Source organism: Sphingosinithalassobacter tenebrarum (assembly GCF_011057975.1).
GTDB lineage: Bacteria > Pseudomonadota > Alphaproteobacteria > Sphingomonadales > Sphingomonadaceae > Sphingomonas > Sphingomonas tenebrarum.
The window spans coordinates 566,119-591,648 of sequence record NZ_CP049109.1 but is presented as its reverse complement, the minus strand read 5'-3'; the positions used below and the strand labels follow the sequence as shown (position 1 = coordinate 591,648).

At 65.0% G+C, this 25,530-nt stretch carries 25 protein-coding genes; 17 read left to right on the top strand and 8 right to left on the bottom strand.

Features of this window, described 5'->3' with window-relative positions:
- The first annotated feature begins 32 nt into the window (after window positions 1-32).
- Window positions 33-1,400 (top strand): MFS transporter, encoded by a 1,368-nt coding sequence (locus tag G5C33_RS03000; protein WP_165325859.1) that lies wholly within the window; start codon window positions 33-35, stop codon window positions 1,398-1,400.
- Window positions 1,401-1,420: 20 nt separating this feature from the next.
- Here G5C33_RS03000 and G5C33_RS02995 read toward each other — a convergent pair whose 3' ends face one another.
- Entirely contained in the window at window positions 1,421-2,380 is a 960-nt protein-coding gene (locus G5C33_RS02995) for an alpha/beta hydrolase (RefSeq protein WP_165325858.1), read from the bottom strand.
- A gap of 132 nt (window positions 2,381-2,512) precedes the next feature.
- Here G5C33_RS02995 and G5C33_RS02990 point away from each other — a divergent pair, with 132 nt between their 5' ends.
- From G5C33_RS02990 to G5C33_RS02960, 7 genes are all read left to right on the top strand, one after another.
- Window positions 2,513-3,961 (top strand): FAD-dependent oxidoreductase, encoded by a 1,449-nt coding sequence (locus G5C33_RS02990; protein ID WP_165325857.1) that lies wholly within the window; start codon window positions 2,513-2,515, stop codon window positions 3,959-3,961.
- Complete coding sequence (locus G5C33_RS02985) at window positions 3,958-4,812, top strand: alpha/beta fold hydrolase (RefSeq protein WP_165325856.1); 855 nt, start codon at window positions 3,958-3,960, stop codon at window positions 4,810-4,812. The genes G5C33_RS02990 and G5C33_RS02985 overlap by 4 nt, the downstream gene beginning before the upstream one ends.
- Before the next feature lie 186 nt (window positions 4,813-4,998).
- Entirely contained in the window at window positions 4,999-7,326 is a 2,328-nt protein-coding gene (locus G5C33_RS02980) for a TonB-dependent receptor (RefSeq protein ID WP_165325855.1), read from the top strand.
- A gap of 72 nt (window positions 7,327-7,398) precedes the next feature.
- Window positions 7,399-7,692, top strand: coding sequence for a hypothetical protein (locus tag G5C33_RS02975; RefSeq protein WP_165325854.1), 294 nt, complete (start codon window positions 7,399-7,401; stop codon window positions 7,690-7,692).
- A 3-nt stretch (window positions 7,693-7,695) separates the two neighbouring features.
- Entirely contained in the window at window positions 7,696-9,675 is a 1,980-nt protein-coding gene (locus tag G5C33_RS02970) for an oxidoreductase (protein WP_165325853.1), read from the top strand.
- Window positions 9,676-9,686: 11 nt separating this feature from the next.
- Window positions 9,687-10,538 carry an SDR family NAD(P)-dependent oxidoreductase gene (locus G5C33_RS02965; protein ID WP_206518625.1) on the top strand — a complete coding sequence of 284 codons (852 nt, stop codon included), beginning with the start codon at window positions 9,687-9,689 and terminating at the stop codon, window positions 10,536-10,538.
- Between the two features lie 23 nt (window positions 10,539-10,561).
- Entirely contained in the window at window positions 10,562-11,752 is a 1,191-nt protein-coding gene (locus G5C33_RS02960) for an MFS transporter (protein ID WP_165325851.1), read from the top strand.
- Between the two features lie 15 nt (window positions 11,753-11,767).
- Here the strand turns inward: G5C33_RS02960 and G5C33_RS02955 are convergent, their stop codons facing one another.
- Window positions 11,768-12,163: a GlcG/HbpS family heme-binding protein gene (locus G5C33_RS02955; RefSeq protein ID WP_165325850.1), complete on the bottom strand. Its 396-nt coding sequence runs from the start codon at window positions 12,161-12,163 to the stop codon at window positions 11,768-11,770.
- Between the two features lie 86 nt (window positions 12,164-12,249).
- On the opposite strand from G5C33_RS02955, the gene G5C33_RS02950 reads away from it, so the two are divergent.
- The 4 genes from G5C33_RS02950 (at window position 12,250) to G5C33_RS02935 (ending at window position 15,600) form a co-directional block, all read left to right on the top strand.
- Window positions 12,250-13,029 (top strand): GntR family transcriptional regulator, encoded by a 780-nt coding sequence (locus tag G5C33_RS02950; protein WP_165325849.1) that lies wholly within the window; start codon window positions 12,250-12,252, stop codon window positions 13,027-13,029.
- Between the two features lie 96 nt (window positions 13,030-13,125).
- The gene (locus tag G5C33_RS02945) at window positions 13,126-14,058 is read left to right on the top strand and encodes a VOC family protein (protein ID WP_165325848.1); all 933 of its coding nucleotides are present in this window, start codon (window positions 13,126-13,128) and stop codon (window positions 14,056-14,058) included.
- A 79-nt stretch (window positions 14,059-14,137) separates the two neighbouring features.
- Complete coding sequence (locus tag G5C33_RS02940; RefSeq protein ID WP_165325847.1) at window positions 14,138-15,268, top strand: class I SAM-dependent methyltransferase; 1,131 nt, start codon at window positions 14,138-14,140, stop codon at window positions 15,266-15,268.
- Window positions 15,268-15,600, top strand: coding sequence for a hypothetical protein (locus G5C33_RS02935; protein ID WP_165325846.1), 333 nt, complete (start codon window positions 15,268-15,270; stop codon window positions 15,598-15,600). The genes G5C33_RS02940 and G5C33_RS02935 overlap by 1 nt, the downstream gene beginning before the upstream one ends.
- A gap of 136 nt (window positions 15,601-15,736) precedes the next feature.
- Here G5C33_RS02935 and G5C33_RS02930 read toward each other — a convergent pair whose 3' ends face one another.
- From G5C33_RS02930 to G5C33_RS02915, 4 genes are read right to left on the bottom strand one after another with little or no spacing between them, the layout of a single operon-like run.
- Window positions 15,737-16,666 carry a polysaccharide deacetylase family protein gene (locus G5C33_RS02930; RefSeq protein WP_165325845.1) on the bottom strand — a complete coding sequence of 310 codons (930 nt, stop codon included), beginning with the start codon at window positions 16,664-16,666 and terminating at the stop codon, window positions 15,737-15,739.
- Window positions 16,663-17,604, bottom strand: a complete 942-nt coding sequence (locus G5C33_RS02925; RefSeq protein ID WP_165325844.1) for a polysaccharide deacetylase family protein — start codon at window positions 17,602-17,604, stop codon at window positions 16,663-16,665. Before G5C33_RS02925 ends, G5C33_RS02930 begins: the two co-directional genes overlap by 4 nt.
- Window positions 17,604-18,284: an isochorismatase family protein gene (locus tag G5C33_RS02920; protein WP_206518623.1), complete on the bottom strand. Its 681-nt coding sequence runs from the start codon at window positions 18,282-18,284 to the stop codon at window positions 17,604-17,606. The genes G5C33_RS02925 and G5C33_RS02920 overlap by 1 nt, the downstream gene beginning before the upstream one ends.
- Window positions 18,281-19,237: a hydroxymethylglutaryl-CoA lyase gene (locus G5C33_RS02915; protein ID WP_206518622.1), complete on the bottom strand. Its 957-nt coding sequence runs from the start codon at window positions 19,235-19,237 to the stop codon at window positions 18,281-18,283. The genes G5C33_RS02920 and G5C33_RS02915 overlap by 4 nt, the downstream gene beginning before the upstream one ends.
- A gap of 91 nt (window positions 19,238-19,328) precedes the next feature.
- On the opposite strand from G5C33_RS02915, the gene G5C33_RS02910 reads away from it, so the two are divergent.
- The 3 genes from G5C33_RS02910 to leuD are packed head-to-tail and all read left to right on the top strand — an operon-like array spanning window position 19,329 to window position 22,527.
- Entirely contained in the window at window positions 19,329-20,477 is a 1,149-nt protein-coding gene (locus G5C33_RS02910; protein ID WP_165325842.1) for a CaiB/BaiF CoA transferase family protein, read from the top strand.
- A complete protein-coding gene (locus G5C33_RS02905) occupies window positions 20,474-21,880 on the top strand; it encodes a 3-isopropylmalate dehydratase large subunit (RefSeq protein WP_165325841.1) in 1,407 nt (468 codons plus the stop codon). Before G5C33_RS02910 ends, G5C33_RS02905 begins: the two co-directional genes overlap by 4 nt.
- Window positions 21,880-22,527 (top strand): 3-isopropylmalate dehydratase small subunit, encoded by a 648-nt coding sequence (gene leuD, locus G5C33_RS02900; protein ID WP_165325840.1) that lies wholly within the window; start codon window positions 21,880-21,882, stop codon window positions 22,525-22,527. Before G5C33_RS02905 ends, leuD begins: the two co-directional genes overlap by 1 nt.
- A gap of 9 nt (window positions 22,528-22,536) precedes the next feature.
- On the opposite strand, the gene G5C33_RS02895 is transcribed toward leuD, so the two are convergent.
- Entirely contained in the window at window positions 22,537-23,010 is a 474-nt protein-coding gene (locus G5C33_RS02895; protein ID WP_165325839.1) for a VOC family protein, read from the bottom strand.
- A gap of 147 nt (window positions 23,011-23,157) precedes the next feature.
- On the opposite strand from G5C33_RS02895, the gene G5C33_RS02890 reads away from it, so the two are divergent.
- Both G5C33_RS02890 and G5C33_RS02885 read left to right on the top strand, forming a co-directional pair.
- Complete coding sequence (locus G5C33_RS02890) at window positions 23,158-24,054, top strand: SDR family NAD(P)-dependent oxidoreductase (protein ID WP_165325838.1); 897 nt, start codon at window positions 23,158-23,160, stop codon at window positions 24,052-24,054.
- Between the two features lie 21 nt (window positions 24,055-24,075).
- Complete coding sequence (locus G5C33_RS02885; protein WP_165325837.1) at window positions 24,076-25,287, top strand: MFS transporter; 1,212 nt, start codon at window positions 24,076-24,078, stop codon at window positions 25,285-25,287.
- Window positions 25,288-25,296: 9 nt separating this feature from the next.
- Here G5C33_RS02885 and G5C33_RS02880 read toward each other — a convergent pair whose 3' ends face one another.
- Window positions 25,297-25,476 carry a hypothetical protein gene (locus G5C33_RS02880; RefSeq protein ID WP_165325836.1) on the bottom strand — a complete coding sequence of 60 codons (180 nt, stop codon included), beginning with the start codon at window positions 25,474-25,476 and terminating at the stop codon, window positions 25,297-25,299.
- Window positions 25,477-25,530: the final 54 nt, after the last annotated feature.

The following is a 25,530-nucleotide window of genomic DNA, read 5'->3' as shown; positions in this document are numbered from 1 at the left end:
GCGCCTGAAGCCGGTCAGAGCAGGGGAAATATGTGACGAGCGAACCCAAGAGCACGGCCTATCGCTGGTATGTCGTCATACTTCTCCTGCTGGTATTCATCCTGTCCTATTTCGACAGGTTCATCCTTTCGCTGGTGGTGGGGCCGATCAAGGAATCGCTCGGGCTTACCGACTTTCAGATCGGGTTGCTGCTCGGTCCGGCCTTCTCGCTTTTCAATGTCGCGGTAACGGTGCCGCTCGGCGTGATGGCGGACAAGACGAGCCGCAAATGGATGCTGATCCTCGGCATCTTCATCTGGTGCACGATGACGACGATGAGCGGCTTTGCCATGTCGTTCCTGCCGCTGCTGCTGCTGCGCCTGGGTCTCGGCATCGGCGAAGCGGTGGTAAGCCCCTGCTCGGTCTCGATCATCAGCGACTATTTCAAGCGCGAGGGGCGCGCACGGGCGATCAGCCTCTATATGGCCGGTCCCTATCTCGGCGCCGGACTCGCCTTTCTGGTCGGCGGCATGCTGGTCGCCGCGCTCCATGACGTCGGGCATGTCACCATCCTCGGTCGGGAATTCGCGCCGTGGCAGATGACCTTCCTGCTCGTCGGCGTTCCCGGCTTCATCTTCGGGCTGCTGATGCTGACGGTGAAGGAACCCAAGAAGCGCGACACGATCAGCGCGAACGAGGAAGAAGCCGCCAAGATGAGCGCCGTGCGCTACATGCTCGACCGGTGGAAGGGCTTTGGCGTGCTGATCGTCGGCGGAACCTGCAACTTCGCAATGAGCACGCTCACCGTCTGGAACGTGCCGCTGTTCGAGCGTGTCTGGGGCTGGGACGTCGCCACGATCGGCGCCGTGACGGGCCTGTTCTACTTCACTGCCGGGCCGCTCGGCACCGCGCTGGCGCTCTGGGCAGGCAAGTTCCTCGGCAAGAATGCCGATCTGGTCGGCATGCGCACACTGATGCTCGGCCTGTGCATCACCGTGCCGATGAGCGCGCTCTATCCGATCCTGCCGACGCCCGAACTGGCAATCGTCGCGATGTTCCTGGCATTCATCGGCAAGTCCGCGGCGACCGCCGGCGGCCCCGCCGCGCTGCAGATGATCACGCCCGGCGAAATGCGCAGCCGCTCGGTGGCGATCTTCAATGCGATCATCACGCTGGTCGGCCCGCTGATCGGCCCGCCGCTGATCGGCGCGGCGACTGACTGGTCGGGCAATCCCGCATCGATCGGCGTCGTGCTGTGCGGGTTTGTGCTGCTGGTCGGAATTCCCTCGATCCTCACGGTCTTCCTCGGCTTCCATCACTATCGCAAGCTGGCCGAGGAGATGGCCGCGAGCACCCGGGCCGAACCGGAAGACACGATCGACCCCACCCAGACGCCGGGAGCGGCGCCCACGCTGGCGTAACACGGGCGCTTCCCGGCGGGTCAATCGCCCGCCGGGGCGCTTCCGTCCGCAACCTCGCCGACGAACCGGGCGGCGAGCCGTGCCCAGCGCGCGGGGTCGATCATCATCGCATGCGCGCCGCCTTCGGAAAATTGCGTGTAGCCGAACCACGGCTTCAGCGCAGCGGCACGCTGATCGTTCACATGGAGCGAATCCTGCGCGTCGGAAAAGATCATGGTCGGCGCGATCACGCGGTCCAGATCCTCGCCCAGATCGTGCAGATACACCGCTTCGTGCGCGACATCGGCGACGCCCGAAAGCCACCAGGTGATCGTCGACCAGTTGGCAGTGATCCTGGTGCGCGGATTCGGCCCGGCATAGTTGCGGATATAGGCGTAATATTCCGACAGATGACTGCCATCCTCGCTGAGGTCGCGAGTGCGGTGCGTCCCGGATAGCCGCGTCTCGCGCTCGGCCCGGCTATAGAGCGGCGTGCCGTGCATCAGCAGGCCCGCCGTGCGGTCGGGATGTCGCGAGGCGAAGGACGCGGCGATGCTCGCCCCGGTATGGTGGCCGGCCAGGATCACGCGATCGAGCCCCAGCTTGTCGAGCACGGGAATCAGATTGTCCGCATATTGCGCGATCGTCGGATGCCCCCCGGGCATGTCGGACATGCCATAGCCCGGCGTATCGATCGCCAGCGACCGCACGCCGCGTTCGGCGAGGCACGCCTGCACCTCGGCATATTGCACCATCGACCAGGGCGTCTGATGCAGCAGCACGATCACCGGCCCCTCCCCCTCACCGGCCAGCCGATAATGCACCTGCCCCATCGGCGTGTCGGCATAGCCCTTGCCGCCGTGGAGCTGGCTCAGCCCGATCCATTCGGCGCTGGCCGTGCCTTCAGCCGGGCACGCAGTCTGTGCCTGTGCGGCGGGCACCGTACCGATCATCAGGGCCGCGGAACACGCCAGCAACTGCCATTTCTGCATTTGAAACATGGATTTTTCTCCCTTTCGAAAATCGGGTTCGGAACCGGCTTGATTTCAGTCGCAATGCCTGATTTGATATAAAGATAGAACATTTAAGATGGTAACGTGCAATTTGTTTCAGGGCATGGAGTGAGCAACGGGATGGCAAGCGAGCACGATCTGGGCGGCCGTTGGGACATCGCCATTGTCGGCGGCGGATCGGCGGGGCTGCCCGCGGCGATCTTTGCCGCGCGGCGCGGCGCGCGCGTGCTGCTGCTCGAATATGCCGACCAGCTTGGCGGGTCGCTCTGGGTCGCCACCGGCCAGATGAGCGCGGCCGGGACGCGGCTGCAGCGCGAACGCGGGATCGAGGACAGCGCCGAGCTGCATTACGAGGACGTAATGCGGATCAGCCGCGGCACGGCCAATCCCGACATCGTCCGCCTGGCCGTGGAAAACGCCGCCGAAACCTTCGACTGGCTGATGGATGAAGGGTTCGAGCCGCTGCCCGAACACCCGGTCACCGGCTTCGGCCACGAAGCCTATCGCCTGCCCCGCTATTACTGGGGTGCCGAGGGCGGGATCAGCGTCAAGGACGTGCTGATCCCGATCGTCGATCGGCTCGTCGCCGAAGGCAAGTTGACTGTCGCGCTGCGCCACGAAGTCACCGGCCTGACCACCGACAATCTGGGCGCCGTGACCGGCCTGGTCGCGCGCGATGCCGATGGCGATACGCACCGGATTTCCGCCGCTGCGGTGCTGCTCACCTGTGGCGGCTATGCCGGCAATCCCGAGATGTTCGAGCAGCGCAACGGCTATCCGCAATATAATGCTGCCCCCTATCAATGGTCGCGCGGGGCGGGGCTGATGCTCGGCGAATCGGTCGGCGGCTATGCCCGCGGCGAGGAAAATCTGTTCGTCAATTTCGGCACGCTGTTCGACACCGACGATTTCCCCGCGCGGATGACCGGCCGGATCGAACATTTCCCCGAGCGTCGAAAGCCGTGGGAAATCTACGTCAACAGCAACGGCGCCCGCTTCGTCCGCGAGGACGTTGAAAGCGTCGACGCGCGCGAAATGGCGCTGCTGTTCCAGCCGAAGAACCGCTACTGGATCGTGTTCGACGACGCGATCCTGAACGAAGCGCCGCCGATGATCGTCGGCTGGTCGCGCGACGACATCAGGGCCGCGTTCGATCGCGGCGGCCCCGCATTCCTGTGCGCCGACAGTATCGAGGCACTGGCCGCGAAGGCGGGAATCGATGCCTCGGGCCTTGAAACCTCGGTTGCCGGCTTCAACTACGGCGTGCTGACCGGCAATGACTTTTTCGGACGGCAGCACGCGCCGCTGCCGATTGCCAAGGGTCCTTTCTACGCCATCCGCATGCAGGCCAGTTCGATCTCGAGCGCGATAGGCCTCGCGGTCGATGCGCGGCTGCGCGTGATCCGTCACGACGGCAGCGCCATCCCCAATCTCTATGCCGCGGGCGAGATTCTCGGCTCGAGCCAGACGATGGGCAAGGCCGCGTGCGGTGGCATGATGGTGACGCCGGCGATGACCTTCGGCCGGCTGCTCGGCGAAGCGATGATCCCGATGGGAGAACCGGCATGACGCTGCCGATCATGACGGCACTGCCGGGCGAACGTCGCGGCTATGTCGACGGGCCGGACGGCCAGCTTCACTATCGCAGCATGGGCGAAGGCCCGGCGGTCGTGCTGGTGCATCAGGCCCCCTGGTCTTCGATCCAATTCCGCCACGCGCTGCCGCTGATCGCGCGGGCCGGGTTCCGCGCGATCGCGATCGACCTGCCCGCGCACGGCATGTCCGATCCCCCCACGACCCCGTCGATCGAAGCCTATGCGCAGGCAACAGCCGCGCTGATCGAAGCGCTCGACGTCGCGCCCGCGATCGTGCTGGGCCATCGCGGCGGCGGGCTCGCCGCGGGCAAGCTCGCTGCCGACCGGCCCGAGCTTGTTCGCGCGCTGATCCTCGACAATGCGCCGTTCATGTCCGCCGAGGACCGCGCCGCGCGCATCGGCCGCTTCCCCGACAATCAGGAAATCGCGCCCGACGGCAGGCACATCAGCGACCGGTGGGAATGGGTGAAACGCGTCGGCGACAAGGACTGGAGCGACGAAACCGTTCATATCGGCGTCGTCTCCTATTTCCTGCATGGTCCGTGGAAGGAACATGGCCATTCGGTGATCCCGCTGTTCGACTTCGAAGCCGAAGTGCCGCGCATTTCGGCCCCGACGCTGATCATCGGCAGCCGCACCGATGCGGTGTTCCCGTCCGCCGCCCGGCTGCGCGAGGCGCGCCCCGACTGGAACTATGCCGAGTTGCCCGGCGGCCCCGGCATGGTGCTTGACCGAATCACCGAATGGTGGGTGCCGGTCGCTACCTTTTTGAACAGTGTTGCCAAAACGGCACAGTCGGAAACCATCGACGGGAACACGGCATAACCATCTGTAACAACTGTATTTATTTTTTTGCCCAATCGGCCTTCAAAGCACCGAAAGACTATGGACAGCCGGCCTTAATGATATAAGACTATAACAAATAAATGACAACGCACACCGGGTCGCGCGCCGGACAGTTCGTTGCAAATTTCCGCAGGAAACTGACTCCAGAGCATTAAGGGGAGCAACATGGTCCAGCGTACTTCTAAACTAGCGTTCTTCGTCGGCGCGGTATTGCTTTCGAGCGCTTCCGCCCATGCCCAGACAACTACCGGTGCGAGCGATCCGCAGGATACGGCCGCCGGCATGGCCAATGAAATCGTCGTTACCGCACAGCGTCGCGAAGAGCGGCTGCAGGATGTTCCGATCGCAGTCAGCGCCTTTTCGGCCGAAGACCTGGCCGAGCGCCAGATCACCAACACGCTCGATCTGGTGAACTATGTTCCCAACCTGATCGGCCACAACAACACGTCGGTCGGCACCGCCAACGCCTATGCGATGCGCGGTCTTTCGAACACCGAATCTATTTCGACCTTCGATCCGCCGATCGGCTCCTATGTCGACGGCATCTACATCGCACGCCAGGGCGCCAACAACTTCTCCTTCTTCGATGTCGAGCGCATCGAAGTGCTGCGCGGTCCGCAGGGCACGCTGTTCGGGAAGAACACCACCGGTGGCGCCATCAACGTCGTCATGCGCAAGCCCAGCGACGAATTCACCGGGTTCATGGAAGCCGGCTATGGCCGCTATGATCGCGTCCAGCTGCGCGGCTCGGTCGATCTGCCGATCAGCGCCGATGTGCTGACCAAGGTTTCGGCCTACTACATCTCGGCTGACGGCTATGTCGACAATCTGACGACCGGCGAAAAGCTGAACGGCGAGGAAAGCTATGGTTTCCGCGGAGCGGTCCGTGCCTATCTGACCCCGGACGTGACCTGGGACGTGTCGGCGGAATATGTCAATTCGTCGAACAACAACCTGCCGCACTTCTACGATGCCGAAAACGATCGCCGCATCAGCTTCACGCCGCTGCGGACCGACGAGGCGATCGGAGCGGACCTCGTTTCCGAGGAACTCGCGGACAACACGCTCGGCAACACGGCCGAATCCTATGCCCTGGCGTCGGATTTCGAAGTCACGCTGGGCAGCAACGCCACGCTGAACTTCATCACCGGCTATCGCCACCTCTATCAGGAATTCCTGACGGACAGCTTCGCCGGTGTCAGCAGCTCCTCGCTGGTGCTCGACGGCATCAACTATGTCTCTTCGTCGCGCGGTTTCTCGACGCCGCTGGCGAATGACAGCTGGCACAAGCAGTTCAGCCAGGAAATCAAGGTAACCGGTTCGGCGTTCGGCGGCTTTGTCGATTACGTGGCGGGCGTCTTCTACTTCAACGAGACGAACGAGACGAATTTCGTCAACAGCCTGCTGCCGCTTTCGGGCCGGGCGAATGCCACCCGCAGCGCCGACCGCACCGTCTTCAACGACATCGAGGACTTTGCCGGCTACGCCCAGGGCGACTTCCATTTGACTCCGGCGCTGACCTTCACCGCCGGTATCCGCTACACCGACGAAACCAAGGACGTTGCCTACACGCCGAACGACAGCCCGCTGCCCGCCGGCAACCCGCTGTACGTTCCGTTCAGCACGCAGGACCTGATCGACGCGGGTATCCCGGTCGAGCAGAAGTCGAAGGAATGGACGCCGCGCTTCGCGCTGCAATATGAGTTCAATCCCGACCTCAACGTCTATGCCTCGGCCACGCGCGGCTTCAAGGCGGGCGGTTGGAATGCCCGCGCCTATTACGCCACCGGCATCCAGCCCTTCAGCCAGGAAACCATCTGGTCCTATGAAGCGGGCGTCCGTTCCGAATGGTTCGACCGGATGCTGCGGGTCAATCTGACCGGTTTCTACTTCATGGATTATGACCAGCAGCTTCCGGGCGGTGGTCTCGATCCGACGACGGGCACGATCACCTATCTGACGCGCAACGTCGCCGACCTCGAAAACTATGGTCTGGAAGCCGAAGTCACCGTTTCGCCGGTGCGCAACCTCAACATCTACTGGTCGGCCGGCCTGCAGCATGCGACGTACAAGAACGTCAATGCCGGCACGCTTGCCCAGCAGCAGGACTGTCTGAACGGGGTTGCCGGCAGCTGCAACAACAGCATCGTCACGCCGGACGGCGAGATCGCCGATCCGACCCGCGCGCCGGACTTCACGTCCACGCTCGGCTTCAACTACACCGCCGAGCTTGGCAGCGGGTACAGCATCACGCCGTCGGTGAACTGGCGCTATGTGTCGGACACCTGGGTGTCGACGTCGAACGACATGCGCGGTTTCCAGGAAGGCTACAGCATCTTCAACGCCGGCCTGACCTTCCGCATGCCGTCGAACGTGTCGCTGACGCTCGAATGCTCCAACTGCTTCGACGAAGTCTATCGCACTTCGTTCCTGATCTACCCGTATCTGAACCAGCCGGGTAGCTGGATGGCACGCGCACGCTACGACTTCTGATATCGTAGCGAACCCGAGTCGGCGGGGGGCTTACCGGCCTCCCGCCGCTTTTTTTTGGAAAGGTTTTCGAGCATGGCCGGTCAGGACGAACAGGTGAAACTGCCCCGCGCCGCCAAGGGCAAAAGGTCGCAATTCTACGACGATCCCGCAGTCGACCAGATGATGACCTTCCTGCTCGAACTGATGGCCGAAACCGCCGCGCTGCGCGAACGCGTCGACACGATCGAGCGGCTGCTCGACGAAAAGGGCAGCGTCAGCCGCGACGAGATCGAGGCCTATAGCCCGAGCGCGCAAACCGAGGCGGAGCGCTCCGCCTGGACCCAGCAATTCCTCCGCCGGGTGCTGCGCGCGCACGAACCGCGCTGATCCGTGAGCGCCTATCCGAATCTCTTTTCCCCGGTGCAGGTGGGGCCGCTGACGCTGGCCAACCGCATCGTCCATGCGTCGACCTCGACGCATTATGCCGACAAGGGCCGCGTCACTGACCGGCTGATATCCTATTACGCCAATCGCGCGCGCGGCGGCGCCAGCCTGCTGGTCAGCGAGCCGATGGGCATGCTCCACTGGCAGACGCTTCCGACGCGTCCGCACATTCTTTCGGGCGTCAACGCCGACACACTGCCCCGCTGGGCCGAAGCCGTTCGGCAAGAGGGCGGGCATATGCTCGGCCAGATCCAGGATAATGGCCGCGGCTTTCGCGCCGGCTTCCGCAATCTCGACGCGCATGGCGCCAGCGCGCTTCCCGACGATCTGAGCTGGACGGTCCCGCACGCGCTCGAAACCGATGCGGTGGTGCGGATGATCGACGAATTCGTGCGCTCATCCGCGCTACTCGCCGAAGCGGGCTTTTCCGGCGTCGAGATTTCCGCCGGGCACGGCCATCTCTTTCACCAGTTTCTCTCGCGCCGGTCGAACCGCCGCGAAGACGGTTATGGCGGCAACCTGACGGGCCGAACGCGGCTGCTGCGCGAGCTGATGGCGGGCATCCGCGCCGAATGCGGCGCCGGCTTCCTGATCGGCCTCAAGCTTCCCGCCGAGGACGGCATGCCCGACGGCATCGACCAGAGCGAGGCGGCGGAGATCACGCAGATCCTGCATGCCACCGGCCAGATGGACTATCTCACCTATTGCTGGGGCAGCCATTCGGACACGCTTTACACCCACCTGCCCGACAATCACGGGCCGCGCATGCCCTATGTCGACACGATCGAGAGGCTGGGCCGCGCGGGCGCGCCCGGGGTGCCGCTCGGCGCGCTCGGCCTCATCACCGATCCCAATGAAGGCGAGCGGCTGATCCGCGACGGCAAGGCGGACCTCGTAATGCTCGCCCGCCCGCTCGTCACCGATCCGGCCTGGGGGATCAAGGCGCGCGACGGGCGCGAAGCGGAGATCCGCTACTGCGTTTCCTGCAACAGCTGCTGGAGCATGATCGCATCGGGCCGCGGGCTGCTGTGCGACAACAACCCGCGCGTCGGCGCGGCGGACGAGGCCGACTGGAAGCCGCCGCTCGCCGACGCGAAGAAGCGCGTCGTGGTCGTCGGCGCGGGCATCGCCGGGATGGAGGCCGCCTGGGTCGCCGCCGCGCGCGGGCATGAGGTTCATGTCTTCGGCGCATCGGACGAGGTTGGCGGCAAGGCGCGCATCCATGCCGATCTGCCCGGCGGCGAAGGACTGAGCAGCATTTACGACTATCAGGCTCTGGCCGCCGCACGCCACGGCGTCACGCTGCACATGGGGCAGCGCGCAAGCGCCGGGGACATTCTGGCGCTCGAACCCGATCATGTCGTCCTCGCCACCGGATCGACGCCCGCCTGGCCGGATTTCCTGCCGCCCGAATGGCGCGAGGAAGGGCTTGTCCCCGATATCCGGGAAGCCGCCGTCCTGCTGCGTCCCTATGAGACGCGGATGGAAGGCACCGCCGTGATCTGGGACATGGATCATGGCGCCTTCACTTATGACGCCGCCGAGTTTCTGATGACGCGCTTCGAGGCCGTCACCATCCTCACGCCGCGCGAACGCATTGCCAGCGATGAATCGCTGATGGTGCGGCAGGGCGTTTACAAGCGGCTCTACAGCCAGGGCGTGCGCATCGTCACGTCGGTACGCCCTCTGCCCGCGCCGCGCATCGAGGATGGCGAAATCGCCTATGCCAATGTCTTCAGCGGCGCCGAAGCGACGCTGACCGGCGTCGCTTTCCTCACCTATGCCACGCCGCGCATCCCCGATGATGCGCTCGCCGCGCCGCTTCGCGCGGCGGGAATCGACGTGCGACTGATCGGCGACTGCAAGGCGCCGCGCATCACGCTTTCGGCGACGAGCGAAGGCTGTCGCGCCGCAATGGACCTGTAAGGAGTATGACCATGTATCCCGATCTGGAAGGCAAGGTGGCGATCGTCACCGGCGCCGGGCGCCGCAAGGGGCTGGGCGAAGCCATTGCCCGCAAGCTGGCCGAGGACGGCGTCAAGCTGGTGCTCCACGACCTGGGCGAGACCAAGGGCGACATGGCGCCTGCGCACGGAGTCGGCGCGAGCGAGGAAATGGCCGCGGTCGCCGAGGACCTGCGCGCGATCAATCCCGACGTCACGACCTTCCAGGCCGATATGCGCGAGGAAGCGCAAATCGAGGCGATGGTCGCCCATGCCGTTGCCAGCTATGGCAAACTCGACATCCTCGTGAACAATGCCGGAGTCGGCTATCTGTTCGGGCCGCTGGTCGATGCGACGCAGGAAATGTGGGACACGGTCCTCAACGTGAATCTGCGCGGCGCCTTTTTCGCGATGAAGCACGCCGTTCGCCAGATGCAGAAGCAGGATATCGTCGAAGGCTGGGGCCGTGGCCGCATCGTTTCGATCGGCAGTCGCGGGTCGAAATCGGGTTCGGCACTGACATCATCCTACATCGCGTCGAAGCACGGCATTGTCGGCCTCACCCGCTCGGCGGCGATCGAGCTGGGCCCCGAACAGATTACCGTCAACGCAGTCTGCCCCAATCACGTCACCACCGGGCTGGGCAGCTGGCAGAACGAATATATGGCGAAGGCGCGCGGCCAGACGCTCGAGGAATATCTTGCGGCGATGCGCGGCCGTATTCCGCTCGGCCGCGTCGGCGAGCCTTCGGATACCGCCAATGCCTGCGCGTTCCTCTGCTCCGGCCAGGCGCGCTACATCACCGGCGAGGCGATGAACGTCTCGGGCGGCGAGGAAATGCACTGATCGTCAGCCGCGCCTTTGCCCGATTGCCCGAGCCGCTGCGCATCCCGCGCTTCCGGGCGATGTGGGCGGCGACGATCGTTTCGCAGTTCGGCACTTTCATCCAGGTCGTCGCGACCAGCTGGGCGATGGTCCAGCTCGAGGGGTCGGCGACGATGGTGTCGCTGGTGCAGACGGCGGCGAACCTGCCGACGATGCTGTTCGCGGTGTCGGCGGGCGCGCTTGCCGATATCTTCAGCCGGCGCAGCGTGATGCTGGGCGCGCAATTCGCGATGCTGCTGCTTTCGGCGCTGCTGGCGGCCCTGGCGGCGCTCGGCGCGCTGACGCCGATGCTGTTGCTTGCGCTCACCTTCCTGATCGGATGCGGCACCGCCGTCCACTGGCCGGCATGGCAGGCCTCGGTCGGCGAGCTCGTCCCGCGCGCGCAGATATCCTCGGCAGTGGCGGCCAACATCGTCGGCAACAATGTCGCGCGCAGCCTGGGCCCGGCGATCGGCGGCGCGATCGTGCTTGTGGCGGGCGCCACGCTCGCCTTCCTGGCCAATGCCCTGTCCTATCTGGCGATCATCACCGTGCTCTGGCGCTGGCGCCCCGAAAAGTCCGAACGCCGCCATAGCGGCTATTGGGCCGTGCTGGCGGAGGGATTCCGCTATGGCGTCACGCACCGGCACACGCGGGCATTGCTGATCCGCGCGGCGATGTTCAGCCTCAGCGCCGCCGCCATCTGGGGATTGATGCCGGTGGTGGCGGTGCGGCTCGACGGCGGGCCGGATCTGCTCGGCATCCTGTTCGGCTGTTTCGGCGTGGGCGCGATGGGCGGCGCCGTCGCCGCGGTCACGCTGCGCGACCGCTTCGGCGCGGAAGCGGTGCTGCGCGGCGGCATCGCGATATTCCTGCTCGCCATCGCCGCGCTGGGGCTGACAAAGTCGATTCCGGTCGCGGTGATCGCGCATCTTGCGGCGGGGGCGGGATGGGTTTCGACTTTGTCGACCTTCAACGTCACGCTGCAGCTCGGCACTCCGCGCGAGCTGGTGGGCCGGACCATCGCACTCTACCAGACCACCACGTTCGGCGGGCTGGCGATCGGATCGCTGATCTGGGGCATGGCGGCCGACCGGGTCGGTGTCGGCCCGGCGCTGACGATCTCCGCCATCTGCCTGGCATTGGGGCTGATCGCGGGAACGCGGCTGCCGCTCCCCCGGCAACAGCCGCTCTGATCGCCGCCGATGGACTCAGAGCGCGGCGAGCGCGGCCGCGGCGATCGCCCCGTCCTGCTCGGGCGTGCCTCCCGAAATCCCCACCGCCCCGACGATCGCATCGTCGACACGGATCGGAACGCCGCCGGCCATCGGCAGATAATCGGTAAGCGCCAGCAGCGCCGGATCCTGCTTGACGCGGTCCTGCAGCACCGCACTGGGCGCGCGCAGCAGCGCCGCGGTCCGCGCCTTTTCCATCGCGACCTTGCCGGTCATCAGCCCCGCGCCGTCCATGCGCTGCAGCGCGAGCGGATAGCCGCCATCATCGGCGAATGCGATGCTCATCGCGTGACCGGCTGCCTCCGCCGCCTGCCATGCGGCATCGAGCATGCGGCGAATGTCCGCAGCACCAAGAACGGGTTTCGTATGCATGAATTCATCCCTATGACTTGCTGATTGATCGGAAGGATGCGTGGTCGCAAGAAAGCCATCGGCTTCCAGCAATGATGGGGACAGGGTTGACGACCATCGAAAGCGATGAACCGGTCGCGGTGGACCGGATGCAGGCGGTACCTTTGTACCACCAGATATTCCTTCAGCTTCGCGAGGAAATCACGAGCGGCGAACGCGCGTTCGGATCGCGGCTGCCGACGGAACAGGAATTGTCCGCGCAATTCGGCGTTTCGCGCATCACCGCGCGCCGCGCGCTGGACGAGCTTGCCGAGAATAATCTGGTCGAACGCAAGCGCCGCGTCGGCACCACCGTCATCTTCCAGTCGCCGGCCAAGCCCTTTCAGGGCAATATCGAGCAGGCGCTCGAATCGCTGCTGAGCTTCGGCCGCACGACTCGCGTCAAACTGCTCGAGGTCGATACGGTCCCCGCGCGTGCGCCGATCGACGAGGCGCTGCAGATCGAAGCCGGGTCGCAAGTGCTGCGGATCAGCCGCGTCCGCTGGCTGGAGGACAGTCCGATCGGCCATTACATCACGTTCCTGCCGACCGATATCGGCGCGGGCATGACGCGCGCCAAGCTCAAGTCGACACCGATACTGACGCTGATTTCCGAAGCCGGCGTGCAGATCGGCCATGCCCGGCAGACGATTTCGGCGACGCTGGCCGATGCCACGCTTTCGTCGATCCTTCAGGTCGATATCGGGTCGCCGATCCTGCGCGTCAGCCGCACGGTGGAAGACATTAACGGGCGCCCGGTCCAGCACATCCTGGCGCAGTTCCGCCCCGACAAATATCAGATCACCCTTGATCTCAATTCTCCGTCCGGGGAAGTTCAGCTGCTCTGAAGGGCGACCGCCCACCAGCTTAATTTGCTATAGATATATAACAAAAGCAAGCGTACACCCTTCGCCGCGTGACAACCCACGCGCGAAGGAGAGCATGTGAGCGACTGGACCACGGACACCCAACCGGGACTGCTGCGGATCGCCGCCGTCACCACCGCGACGCCCGACATGGCCGCGTCCGAACGCGCCTATTGCGACTATATGGGCTATCGCGTGGTCGAACGGAGCACGGTGCCGCAATCGCTGGCGGAAAGCTGGGACGCACCCGCCGCTGCCGGCGCCGCGATGGTGACGCTGGCGCCCGAAGGGGAAACCGATGTCTTCGCGCGGCTCGTCGAAACCCCCGCCCCGCCGGGCTATCGCCCGCTCACCACATTCGGCTGGAACGCGTTCGAGATCATCGTCGACGATGTCCATACGCTCGCCGAAAAACTGACCGATTCCCCCTTCGAGATCATCGGGCCGCCGCGCCCGCTCCAGTTCATGCCTTCGATCGTCGCGATGCAGGTGCGCGGTCCGGCGAATGAATGCCTGTATTTCACGATGGAAAGCGGCGATCGCGAAAGCTCGATCCTGCCGCCGCCCGCCGGATTCGTCGGACGCACTTTCATCGTCGTCGTGGCGGGGCGGAACTTCGACGCGCTGCTGCGCTGGTATGTCGACAAGTTCGAGCTGCGCGAACGCCCGGTCCGCCAGAGCAAGGTCGCGGTCATTCAGGCCGCGCAGGGACTTTCTCCCGACCAGACCGTCGAGCTGAGCGCGATCGGCATGCGCCAGCGCGGCAATCTGGTCGAGCTCGACGCATATCCCACCGGCCCGGGCTTCCCCGCCGCGGAACGGCCGGTGATCGCCGGCCATCTGCCGCCGGGCAATGCCGTCGCGACATTCGAAGTCGAGTCGATCGATCCGTTTGCGGCGGAAGCGATCCGCTCGCCCGGCACGCGCGACGAGGCGGTGTATCGCGGCCGGCGCAGCTGCGTCCTGCGCGGCCCTGCCGGGGAGCTGGTTGAATTGATCGAAGTGCGATAATTGTCCTACTTCTAGAACAAAATGCTTGCGCCATGCCCGCGAGTATGATCTTTTTCCATCACAAGGCACGGAGTTGGTGATGAAGGTTCGCGACGTCCAGCACGCGGTTCTGCCCCAGGCGACCGCAGAAGAGCGCAGCCGCCAGGAGGCGGTCGTGATGCTGCGCAAGCTGCTCAACGCCAAAGTCCGTTCGAAGAATGTCGAGCGGTACGAGGAAGAGGCGCGCCCGGCTTTCATCGCGAAACACGGCCGCCTGCCCCAATCGCCGCGCGAAGTGCAGGAAGCGTTCTTGATGTCGCCCAGCTATCGCCGCTGGAGCGCCGCCAATCGCGCCGCGCAGGAAATGATCTGGGTGTCGGTGGGCGAACCGATCTATCGCGACCTCGATCGCATGACCAAGGCGACCGCCGAGCTGATCGACGCGCCCGAAAAGCTGGGCAGCCTGACGCTCGATCCCGCCTATGATCCGTCGCCCGAAGTCGCCGATGTCGATATTCATCTTCAGCCCGGCGGCTATGCGATGAACAATGGCGACCATGATGTCGTCGCCGGCGCGCTCTACGAATGCGGCGGCAATGTATTTTCCTTCGGCCAGGGTATCGGCCGGGGCGACAGCAAGGCGGGCGTAATCCTCCGCCTTCTGGAGGAGCATTTCGACGGGTTCGTACCCGACAAGATGCTCGATATCGGGTGCTCGGCGGGCGCGGCTTCGGCCGCCTATGCCGCGCACTGGCCGCAATCCGAAGTGCACGCGCTCGATATCGGCGCGGGCATGCTCCGCTACGCGCACGCGCGTGCGGAGTCCCTCGGTGTCGCCGTCCATTTCCATCAAATGGACGCGTCGGAGCTCAAGTTCGAAAAGGACAGCTTCGACCTCGTGGTCTCGCACAACCTGATGCATGAAATCGGAGAGGAGAAGCGTCGCAAGATGATCGCCGAATCCTTCCGCGTCGTGCGGCCGGGGGGGATCGTCATCCATCAGGATGTCGCGATCCGCAACCAGCCCACGATAGTGCATCAGGTTGAGCGTGACTGGGACACGCATTTCAACGGCGAAGTGCACTGGAACACCTATGCCACCGCCGATCTCCGCGCGGACATGATCGCCGCCGGCTTTCCCGAAGACAGCGTGATCGAGCATGACCTTGCCGCGCTGCAGGGCTTTGCCAATAATCGCTGGTACGCGATCAGCGGGCGAAAGCCCGCCTGATGGCCAGCCGTACCGAAGCGCTTTCGGCGCTGATCGCTTCCGCACGCGGCCCGCGCCCGTTCAGCCTTGCCAGCCGCGAGGCGGAGGAAGTGCTCAACGTCACGCTGGCGCTGACCGTCGAGCTGGCGGTTTCGAACGACCGGATCGATCGGCTCGAGCGGCTGGTCGCAGAACTGCGCGGCGAACCGGTCGAGCAACTGCGCGACATTCGCTATGACGGCGACATCGCACAGGAACGCCACGAATCGACCGAGGCGCTTTTGATGCGCGCGCTGCGCGTCATCCTCGATCCGCGCGGCCAGGACGCCGAGGCGGAAACCGCAACACTCTGATTTTATTGCTCGACGCCCGTTCGGGCTGAGCCTGTCGAAACCCTGTTCTTCTCCTCCTGCGGGGTGAAGGAACAGAGCAGCGCTTCGACATGCTCAGCGCAAACGGGGATATTTGGCCCTTCGGACGCAGACCGGCTCAGACGGCCTGGGGCTTCCATGCGTCGACCAGTTGCCCCGCGCTCGCGAACCAGGTCGCCTCGTCGCTCGCCATCCGGCCGAGCAGCGCTTCGAACGCATCCATGCGATAGGGCAGGCCAGTGATGTACGGCGTCAGCGTGAAGGGCAGCACACGGCCCGCGCCATATTGCGCAGCCTCGGCCTTGAGCCAATCGAGCGCATCCTCGATCTGCACCGCGACGCTGTCCATCGAATGCTGCTGAACGGCGATCATCTGCCGGTCAGACAATTCATGGTTGAACGGGACCGAGGTGATCGTGCCCGCATCGGTCGTCGCGACCCAGGGCAGATCGTCATTCACCCAGTCGCACATATAGTCGAACCCCGCTTCGACGAGCAGCCGCGGCGTATCGAAGCTCTGCGACCGCGCGATCGACTGCCAGCCGCGCGGCGCCTTGCCCATCACCTGCGCCAGCGTGTCACGCGCTTGCGTGATGATGGCCCGTTCGGCGTCCTCGTCGAGCGTCGAGGCAATCGTCGCGTTCATGTCGGTGGCATGCGCGATGATCTCGTGCCCCGCGCCCAAGATATCGGCGATGATGCTCGGATAGCGTTCGGCGATTGCCGAATTGACTGCGATCGTCGCCGTCACGCCGGCCTTGGCGAAGGCATCGAGCAGCCGGTAAAAGCCCACCCGCGTGCCATATTCGCGCGCGGTATAGTGGCGGAAATCGGGATAGGGCGTGACCATGTGCCCCGGCGCGCGGAACGGCTTGTCCTCCGGCGTGATCGGAAACCACTCCAGATTGACCAGCAGCGTCACCGCCACCGGCTTGCCGCCCGGCCAGGCGACCGGCTTTCGGCTGGGCATCGGCGAGGGCGTATAGAGGCCATGATCCATACCCTCGTGCCGCTTGGGATATTCGAGATAGGCGGAGTCGAGGCTCATGCGTCTGCCTTTGCGTAACGGGCTGCGTCGGCGGCGACAGCGTCATATCCGCCGCTCGACAGGAAATGATCGGCGATGTCGCCCGACCGGGTGATCCAGGCGCGACCGTCGGCAGCGATGTGGCGCAGCACATCCTCGAACGGGCCGATGCGATGCGGCTGGGCGATCAGATAGCTGTGCAGCGGAATGCACATCACCGTGCCGCCGGGGCCGTCCCTCGCCTCGGCTTCGGCGGCGAGCCGATCATATTGGCGCATCAGCGTCTCGGCATATTCGCGCGGGGACATGTTGTAGACGAAGAAGCCGTAATGATCGTTCACTTCGATGCTGTAGGGCATCGAAACGAGCTTGCCCGATTTCACACGCACCGGCGCCGGCTGATCGTCGTGATAGAGATCGCAGGTATAGGTCATGCCATATTCGGCGATCAGATCGAGCGTGCGCGGCGTGTGGGTGAGCGCGGGGGCAAGCCAGCCCTTGATCGTCTGGCCGGTGGCATCGCGGACCGTCCGAATCGAATCCTCGATGATCGCGCGTTCCTGCGCTTCATCCATGCCGTAGCTGTAGCGGGTATTGTAGATGCCGTGGCTGAAGAACTCCCAGCCCAGGTCATTGGCATTGGCCACCACGTCCGGGTGATGCTGGCACAGCGCGACCGACAGCGACACCGATCCCTTGAAGCCGTGCTTTTCCATCACTTCGGCCATGCGCCAGTGCGCGACGCGATTGGCATAGTCGCGATGCCCGTATCCGACGATGTCGGGATGCGGCTTGGGCCAGCTCTTGCGATGCGGATTGGCTGGCGGGTCGATCTCGTAGAATTCGAGATTGGGCGACACCCAAACCGCGACTTTCTTGCCGCCCGGCCATTCGAGCTTCGTCCGGTCGCGATACGGCCGGAAATCATAAAGGCCGGGGTCCTTTTCGCCTTCGCGCATCAGCGTGCCTCCAGCCAGTCGATCACCGTCTGCACCGGCTCGACATCGGCATATTTGAGCTGAAGGTCGGTGAGATTGGCGAAGTGATAGCTTTCATGCTTGTCGGCGCAGGTTTCGATCGGGACGATCGTGCGATAGCCGCGGCTGAGGCTATCGACCGCAGTGGCGCGGATGCATCCCGAGGTCGAACCGCCGGTGATCACCAAAGTATCGACCTTGTGCCAGACGAGCAGGCTCTGCAGCGGCGTTTCGAAAAAGGCCGAGGGCATGCGCTTGGTGTAGATCGCATCCTTGTCGTGATCGATTTCGCAGCGATCGTCGAATGCGTGGCGGCGCGAGCCATATTTGATGTTCTGCAGCGAATCGGGGGTGTCGGTGCGCGTGCCCCAGACGCCGGCATCGCTCGCGTCCTTCATGTACGCGACATGGGTCCAGATCACCGGCATCCCCTTTTCGCGCGCCAGTCGCGAAATGGTGTTGGCATATTCGATCTGGCGCGGATCGGTTTCGTACGCGGTCTTGAATTCGTCGATCCGCGTATAGGCGTTCTGGAAATCGACATTCACGATGGCAAGCTTATCGCCGAACCCGAATTTGGTGCGCGCGGGATTGGCCATCACGTCGTCGAAAATCTCGCGCGCGGTCCGGTCGTCACGCACCATCTTCGTTCCAATCGTCATTCGGCGGCCTCCAGTCTGGCATTGGTCTTTTCGGGGATGAAGCCGAGCGGCAGCCCGGCGTCGGGCGTGAAGCCGTACAGCGGCTCGCCGGGCAGCGCATCGGCGACGATTCCGCGCACTTCGAGCAGCCTGGGCAGGTCGATCCCGGTCTTCAGCCCCATCGCCTGGAGCATGAACACCAGATCCTCGGTGACGATATTGCCGCTCGCGCCCGGCGCGAAGGGGCAGCCGCCGATCCCGCCCAGCGACGAATCGACCGTTTCCAGACCGGCGTCGAGCGCGGCGAGCACATTGGCGAGCCCGAGGCCGCGCGTATTGTGCAGATGGATGCCCGTGACGGCATCGTCGCCCACGGCGCCGCGCACCGCGCGAATCATCGCCTTCACCGATGCCGGGTCGGCATAGCCGGTCGTGTCCGAAAGCCCGACCTCATCGCAGCCGGCTTCCATAAGCTGCTCGGCGAGGCGCAGGATCTGCCCCTGCGGAATCGCGCCCTCGATGGTGCACCCGAACACAGTGGAGAGACTTCCTTCGAAATGCGGACGATCTTCCTCGGGCAATTCGGCGATGGCAGCGGCGATGCCGCGCGCTTCCTCGATCACCTGCGCGTGGGTGCGCCGCAAATTGGCCATGCTATGCGATTCGGAAACCGACAGCGGAAGCGTAAGCTTATGCGCTTTCGCGGAAATCGCCGCCTGGGCACCGCGCAGATTGGGCACCAGCACCGCGACCGTCAGCCCGGCTATGCCGCGCGCGAAGGCCACGATTTCGGCCGTGTCGGCAAGCTGCGGCAACAGCTTTGCGGGAACGAAGCTTCCCACCTCGATCTCGCGAACGCCGGCGGCGGCTTCGGCCGCGATCCAGGCCTTTTTCGCCTCGGTCGGCATGACCGTCTTGATGCTCTGCAATCCGTCGCGCGGACCGACTTCGCTCACCAGAATGTCGCTAGCCATCAAACCTCTACTTGCTTTATTGTCCTATCTCTATATCAAATCACGACACGTTGTCGAGGCACGGCGTACGTCAGAAATGCGTTGGGGGGATATGGAATCGCTTCCGCTTGAAGGGCTCAAGGTCGTTGAATTCAGCCATATGGTGATGGGGCCGTCGATCGGTCTCATCCTTGGCGACCTGGGAGCCGAAGTCATCAAGATCGAGCCCGAGGGCGGCGATCACACACGCAAGCTGCTCGGTTCGGGCGCGGGATATTTCCCGATGTTCAACCGCAACAAGCGCAGTGTCTGCCTGAACCTCAAATCGCCCGAGGGCCATACCGAGGCACTGCGACTGATCGACGACGCCGATGTCGTGATCGAGAATTTCCGCCCCGGCGCGCTGGCCAAGCTGGGGCTGGGCGCGGAGGATCTGCGCGCGCGCAATCCGCGGCTGATCTATTGCAGCGCCAAGGGCTTCCTTACCGGCCCCTATGAAAATCGCACCGCGCTCGACGAAGTCGCGCAGATGATGGGCGGCCTTGCCTATATGACCGGCCCGCCGGGACGCCCGTTGCGCGCGGGCGCATCGGTGATCGACGTGACCGGCGCGATGTTCGGCGTGATCGGCATCCTCGCCGCGCTCGAGCGCCGGCATCGCGATGGCGAGGGCGCGAGCGTCAAATGCTCGCTGTTCGAAACCACGGCGTTCCTCGTCGGCCAGCATATCGCGCAATATGCCGTCACCGGCCAGCCCGCCAATCCGATGCCCGCGCGCATCTCCGCCTGGGCGGTGTACGACGTGTTCGAAACGAAGAATCCCGACGAGCAATTGTTCGTCGGCGTGGTCAGCGACGGACAGTGGAAGGATTTCTGCGCCGAGCTGAACCTCACCGAATTCGCCAGCGACGCCGAGCTCGCGCAGAACAACAATCGCGTGCTCCAGCGCGACCGCATCCTGCCGGTGCTGCGCGAGCTCTTCGCCGGCATGACGCGCGAGGAGCTGGTGGCGCGGCTCGGCGCCATCGGCCTGCCCTTCGCTCCGATCGTCCGTCCGCAGGAACTGCTCGACGATCCGCATCTTCAGGCCGAAGGCGGTCTTGTGGAAGTGACGCTCGAAAACGGGACCAAGGCGAAACTGCCCGCGCTGCCGATCGAGATCGACGGCGCGCGCATGGGATTGCGGCACGACCTTCCGAAGCCCGGCGAGGACGGCGACGCGCTGCTCGGCAAGGCGGAAAGCGGAGCGGAAAGCCGTTGAAGCGGACGATCTTCGAAAAGATCTGGGACGGGCATCGGGTTTCGGCTCTGGACAACGGCGCCGACCTGATCCTGATCGACCGCATCCTGCTGCACGAACGCACCGGGGGAACCGCGATTCGCCGCCTGCTCGATCGCGGCCATGACGTGATGGCGCCCGAACAGGCGTTCGCGGTGATGGATCATATCGTCGACACCTTTCCCGGCCGCAGCGACGATACGCGGATGCCGACGGGCAAGGCGTTCATCACCACCACCCGCGAGGCCGCACGCGCGGCGGGCATCCGCCTGTTCGATCTTGACGATCCCCTGCAGGGCATCGTCCATGTCATGTCGCCCGAGCTGGGCATCGTCCTGCCGGGCACGACGCTGATCTGCCCGGACAGCCATACCTGCTCGCAGGGCGCGCTCGGCGCGCTCGCCTGGGGCATCGGCACGACACAGGCCGAACATGCGCTGGCGACGTCCACGCTGCCGGTCCGCCGCCCGCCGCAGATGCGCATCACCATCGACGGCGAACTCGCGCCCGGCGTGACCGCAAAGGATCTCGCGCTCGCGCTGCTGGGCAAATTCGGCGTCGGCGGCGGATCGGGGCATGTCGTGGAATATGCCGGCAGCGCAGTGTCCGCGCTCGACATCGAGGCACGGCTGACCCTGTGCAACATGGGCACCGAATTCGGCGCCTTCACGGCGATCATCGCGCCCGACGACAAGACGATCGACTATGTCGCGGGCCGCCGTTTCGCACCCGAAGGACCCGACTGGGACGCCGCCGTCGCGCAATGGCGCGACCTGCCGAGCGACGACGGCGCCGAATATGATGTCGAGCTGCATTTCGATGCCTCGACTCTGGTGCCGCTGGTAAGCTGGGGCACGAGCCCGCAACAGGTGATCCCGGTCGACGGCGCGGTCCCCGCACCGGGCGCCGTGCCCGAACAGGGCAATGAAGACAGCCAGTCGCGCGCGCGGACCTATATGGGGCTGGAACCCGGGGAGCCGCTGACCGACCTGGCGATCGATGCCGCCTTCATCGGTTCGTGTACCAACAGCCGGATCAGCGACCTGCGCCGCGCGGCCCGGCTGCTCGAAGGCCATCGTGTCGCGGCCGGAGTCAAGGCGATCTGCGTCCCCGGATCGACCAGCGTCAAGCGCGCCGCCGAGGCCGAGGGGCTCGACCGGATCTTCCGCGACGCCGGGTTCGAATGGCGCGAGTCGGGATGTTCGATGTGCTTCTTCGCCGGCGGCGAGAGCTTCGGGCCGCAGGAACGGGTCATCTCCTCGACCAATCGCAATTTCGAAAGCCGGCAGGGGCCGGGCACCCGCACGCATATCGCTTCGCCCGAAACCGTTGCCGCTTCGGCGATCGCCGGGCGCATCGCCGATCCGCGAAAGGTGGCAGGCTGATGGAACCGTTCACCACGCTCACCGCCGTCGCCGCGCCGCTGCTGCGCGACAATATCGATACCGATATCATCATCCCCTCGCGCGAAATGCGTGATCCGCTGGGCCGCGGCCTTGCCGAGGGGCTGTTCGCCGGGTGGCGCTATACCGCCATCGGATCGCGCGATCCCGATCCCGATTTCGTGCTTAACCGTCCGCGTTATGCCGATGCCGGAATCCTCGTCGCCGGGGCGAATATCGGCTGCGGGTCGAGCCGCGAGCATGCCGTGTGGGCGCTTGCGCAATACGGCTTTCGCGCAGTGATCGCGCCGTCCTTCAACGCCATCTTCCGCGGCAACTGCGTCGCCAACGGGATCGTTCCGGCGGCCGTCACCGCGGCGGCGGCCGCCGAGATCGCGGCGCTGCTGGAATCCGCCGCCGAACCGATGCTGACCGTCGACCTGGAAAGCCGCACCATCACCACCCCGTCGGACAAGCTGTGGCGCTTCGAAATCGGCGACGAGGCGCGCGAGGCGCTGATGCTCGGCCTCGACCCGATCGGCCAGACGCTGTTGCTGCGCGACCGGATCGCTGCATTTCGCGAGGCAGACCGGGAACGTCGCGGCTGGGCCTATTCGGCGCTCGCGGACACGACGGGCCCGGCGCAGTAACAGCGGCGATCAGGCGGGCATGGCGGGCCCGCCCATTCGCGTCCACATCGCCTCGTGCATCCAGCAATATTCGCAATAATGGCCGAGCGTTTCGCGCATATCGAGGTACAGGAAGCGCAAGTGATCGCTGCCGCCTTCCAGCACGATCGGATAGCGCTGGGTGTCGACGCGCGCTCGAAAATCCGTCCAGTCGGGCACCCGCATGCAGATATGGTGGAATTGCAGCGCGTCGCCTTCGGGAAGCGCATCGGCATAGATGCCGACATCGCCGCCCACCGGCTCGATCAGCTCATATTGCAGCCCGCCGATCCAGATGAAGGCAAGCCTGCACGTCTGCTCGCCGGGGCCTTCCGGCGTCATCACCGGCGTCGTGCCTTCGTGAGTCAGGATCGTGTCGGCAGTCGCGATTCGCGGAAACCGCTCGAGCCATTTGTCGCGATTCCGCGTGACATAGGCATTCTGATAATGGCGCCCTTCCAGCATTCGCCTTTCTCCGCTCCTTGCCAATCGCCGTTGCGATTGGTGGGGCGGCAGGATCGACCTTGATCGGCAAAGCGGTCAAGCTGTCGCCGAATACATCGCCACACAGAAGGGCAGCCATTGCCCCGGCGAAATGAGAGAGGACGGGTCATGAACGCACCGCTTACCGGAAAGGTCGCGCTGGTCACCGGCGCGAGCCGGGGGATCGGCAAGGGGATCGCGCTGGTCCTCGCCGAGCAGGGCGCGACCGTCTACATCACCGGCCGCACGGTGAACGAAGGCGACTATTATCTGCCCGGCACCGTCGGCGGCACCGCGCGCGAATGCGACGAGCGCGGCGCGGAAAGCGGCGGTCGCGGCATCGCGGTCGCGTGCGATCATGGCGACGACGATCAGGTCGCGGCATTGTTCGCGCAGATCGACAAGGAACAGGGCCGGCTCGACATCCTGGTCAACAGCGCGACGCAGCTTTCGGAGGATCTGCTCGAACCCAAGCCCTTCTGGGAAAAGCCGCTCTCCAATCTGGAGATGTGGCGCGTCGGCGCGCGCTCCTATTATGTCTGTTCGTGGCATGCCGCGAAGATGATGGCGCGGCAGAAATCGGGGCTGATCGTGATGATCAGCGGCTATACCGGCGTCACCTATACCTATGGCGTGGTGTTCAGCGCGACCAAGGCGCTGGTCGACCGCATCGCGCGCGACATGGCGATCGAGCTCGAGCCCTATGATGTCGCCACCGTCTCGCTGTGGCAGGGGCTGACGCTCACCGAAAAGGCCAAGGACAATCTTGCCAAGATGAAGGGCAAGATGACCAATTCGGTCGCCGGGCAGACCGGCAGCAGCGTCGAGCATCCCGGCCGGGTGATCGCGGCGCTGGCGACCGATCCCGACATCATGGACCGATCGGGCGGTACCTATATCACCGCCGAGATCGCCGATGAGTATGGCGTCGTCGATATCGACGGCAGCCGCATCCAGTCGATGCGCGAAAAGCGCGGCGCGCCGCTGTGGCAACCGATCCGCAAGGTCGATTATCGTGGCAAGTGAGCGCGCGCCGGGGAGCGCCCGGTGATCGCGCTCGACGAATGGCGCCGCCACGGCGCGATGGTGCCTGCCTGCCTGTTGGGGATGAGCATCGTCGCGGCGCATGCCTATGCGCTCGGCGTGATGTTCGCGCCGCTCGAGGCGGAATATGGCTGGTCGCGCGCGCAGATTTCCGCCGGGCCGCTGGCGACGTCGATCGGCACGCTGCTGCTCGCGCCGTTCGGCGGGCGCGCGGTCGACCATTTCGGGCCGCGCCGGATCGCACTGGTCGGCGTTCCGATGTTCGCCGCGTGTCTCGCGCTGATCGGCACGGCGGAGTCGAACCTCGCCTGGATCGCGCTGCACGTGCTGCTCGCAGGGGCGCTGATCCTGATTTACCCGACCGTCTGGACGGCCGCGATCGCCGAGCGTTTCACGGCCAATCGCGGGCTGGCGATGGCGATCGCGCTGTCGGGAACCGGGATCACGGCGGCAGTAGTGCCGGTGATCGTGTCGCGCCTGCTCGAAGCCTATGGCTGGCGCGGCGCCTATGCCGGGCTCGGCGCGCTGTCCTTCGTCGTCGTCTATCCCGCCGTCGTGTTTCTCTTTGCACGCGGAACGACGCAGGCGGGACGCGAGCGCGCGGCCCCGGCGGCGCAGCGCGAGCGACCGCCCGAAATGCGTTCGGGGAAGTTCATCCGGCTGGCCGGCGCTGGCCTCATCTATTCGATCTGCGTGACGATGCTCGGCATCAATGCCGTACCGGTGCTGATGGCGGACGGATTCGACGTGCTGGTCGCGGCCGAAATCGCCGGGCTGCTCGGCGTGGGCACGATCATCGGGCGGCTCGCGGGCGGACTGCTGCTCGACCGTATCGACGGGCGCTGGGTGGCGATCGGCAGCGGCATGGGCGCGCTCGGCGCCGCACTTATCCTGCTGTTCGTGACGCAGAGCCCGTTCGCCGCCTCGCTGGCCTGTTTCAGCCTGGGGCTGGCGGCGGGCGCCGAATTCGATGCCTGCGCCTATCTGACGACGCGGCACTTCGACCGGCGCAATTTCGGCGCGCTGTTCGGCACGATCGGCGGGCTTTCGGGGTTCGGATCGGGCGTCGCGCCGTTCATCGGCAGTGCGATCTACGACGCCAGCGGCGGCTATGATCTGGTGCTGCTGACGATGCTGCCGCTGCTGGTGATTGCCAGCGCGCTCTTCTGGTCGCTGGGGCGCTATCCCGATGCGCCGGATATCGCCCCGAACTGATGCGGCGCGCTACAACGTACCGACGAATACCGACATGGCGGCAAGGATCATCATCGCGGCCAGGCCGGTGCCGAAAAGCAGTCGTTCGTCGCGACGGATCAGGTTGATGCTGCCGCCACGGGCGTCGCGCGCGGAGATATGCTGCGCATCTTCCTGCGCGCGCTTCTGATGTCTCTCTGTGCGTTCCATACCCGAATCAATGCCGGGCGGCCCATCTGGTTCCCTGATCGGCGGGGCTCCGGG

Bases quoted from the DNA above. Each gene is read 5' to 3' on its own strand.
- G5C33_RS02930 (WP_165325845.1), bottom strand. From the start codon at position 16,666: ATGAGCCTCGACTCCGCCTATCTCGAATATCCCAAGCGGCACGAGGGT.
- G5C33_RS02985 (WP_165325856.1), top strand. From the start codon at position 3,958: ATGACGCTGCCGATCATGACGGCACTGCCGGGCGAACGTCGCGGCTAT.
- G5C33_RS02975 (WP_165325854.1), top strand. From the start codon at position 7,399: ATGGCCGGTCAGGACGAACAGGTGAAACTGCCCCGCGCCGCCAAGGGC.
- leuD (WP_165325840.1), top strand. From the start codon at position 21,880: ATGGAACCGTTCACCACGCTCACCGCCGTCGCCGCGCCGCTGCTGCGC.
- G5C33_RS02935 (WP_165325846.1), top strand. From the start codon at position 15,268: ATGGCCAGCCGTACCGAAGCGCTTTCGGCGCTGATCGCTTCCGCACGC.
- G5C33_RS02995 (WP_165325858.1), bottom strand. From the start codon at position 2,380: ATGTTTCAAATGCAGAAATGGCAGTTGCTGGCGTGTTCCGCGGCCCTG.
- G5C33_RS02965 (WP_206518625.1), top strand. From the start codon at position 9,687: ATGTATCCCGATCTGGAAGGCAAGGTGGCGATCGTCACCGGCGCCGGG.
- G5C33_RS02990 (WP_165325857.1), top strand. From the start codon at position 2,513: ATGGCAAGCGAGCACGATCTGGGCGGCCGTTGGGACATCGCCATTGTC.
- G5C33_RS02895 (WP_165325839.1), bottom strand. From the start codon at position 23,010: ATGCTGGAAGGGCGCCATTATCAGAATGCCTATGTCACGCGGAATCGC.
- G5C33_RS02980 (WP_165325855.1), top strand. From the start codon at position 4,999: ATGGTCCAGCGTACTTCTAAACTAGCGTTCTTCGTCGGCGCGGTATTG.
- G5C33_RS02940 (WP_165325847.1), top strand. From the start codon at position 14,138: ATGAAGGTTCGCGACGTCCAGCACGCGGTTCTGCCCCAGGCGACCGCA.
- G5C33_RS02880 (WP_165325836.1), bottom strand. From the start codon at position 25,476: ATGGAACGCACAGAGAGACATCAGAAGCGCGCGCAGGAAGATGCGCAG.
- G5C33_RS02915 (WP_206518622.1), bottom strand. From the start codon at position 19,237: ATGGCTAGCGACATTCTGGTGAGCGAAGTCGGTCCGCGCGACGGATTG.
- G5C33_RS02910 (WP_165325842.1), top strand. From the start codon at position 19,329: ATGGAATCGCTTCCGCTTGAAGGGCTCAAGGTCGTTGAATTCAGCCAT.
- G5C33_RS02955 (WP_165325850.1), bottom strand. From the start codon at position 12,163: ATGCATACGAAACCCGTTCTTGGTGCTGCGGACATTCGCCGCATGCTC.
- G5C33_RS02920 (WP_206518623.1), bottom strand. From the start codon at position 18,284: ATGACGATTGGAACGAAGATGGTGCGTGACGACCGGACCGCGCGCGAG.
- G5C33_RS02925 (WP_165325844.1), bottom strand. From the start codon at position 17,604: ATGCGCGAAGGCGAAAAGGACCCCGGCCTTTATGATTTCCGGCCGTAT.
- G5C33_RS02890 (WP_165325838.1), top strand. From the start codon at position 23,158: ATGAACGCACCGCTTACCGGAAAGGTCGCGCTGGTCACCGGCGCGAGC.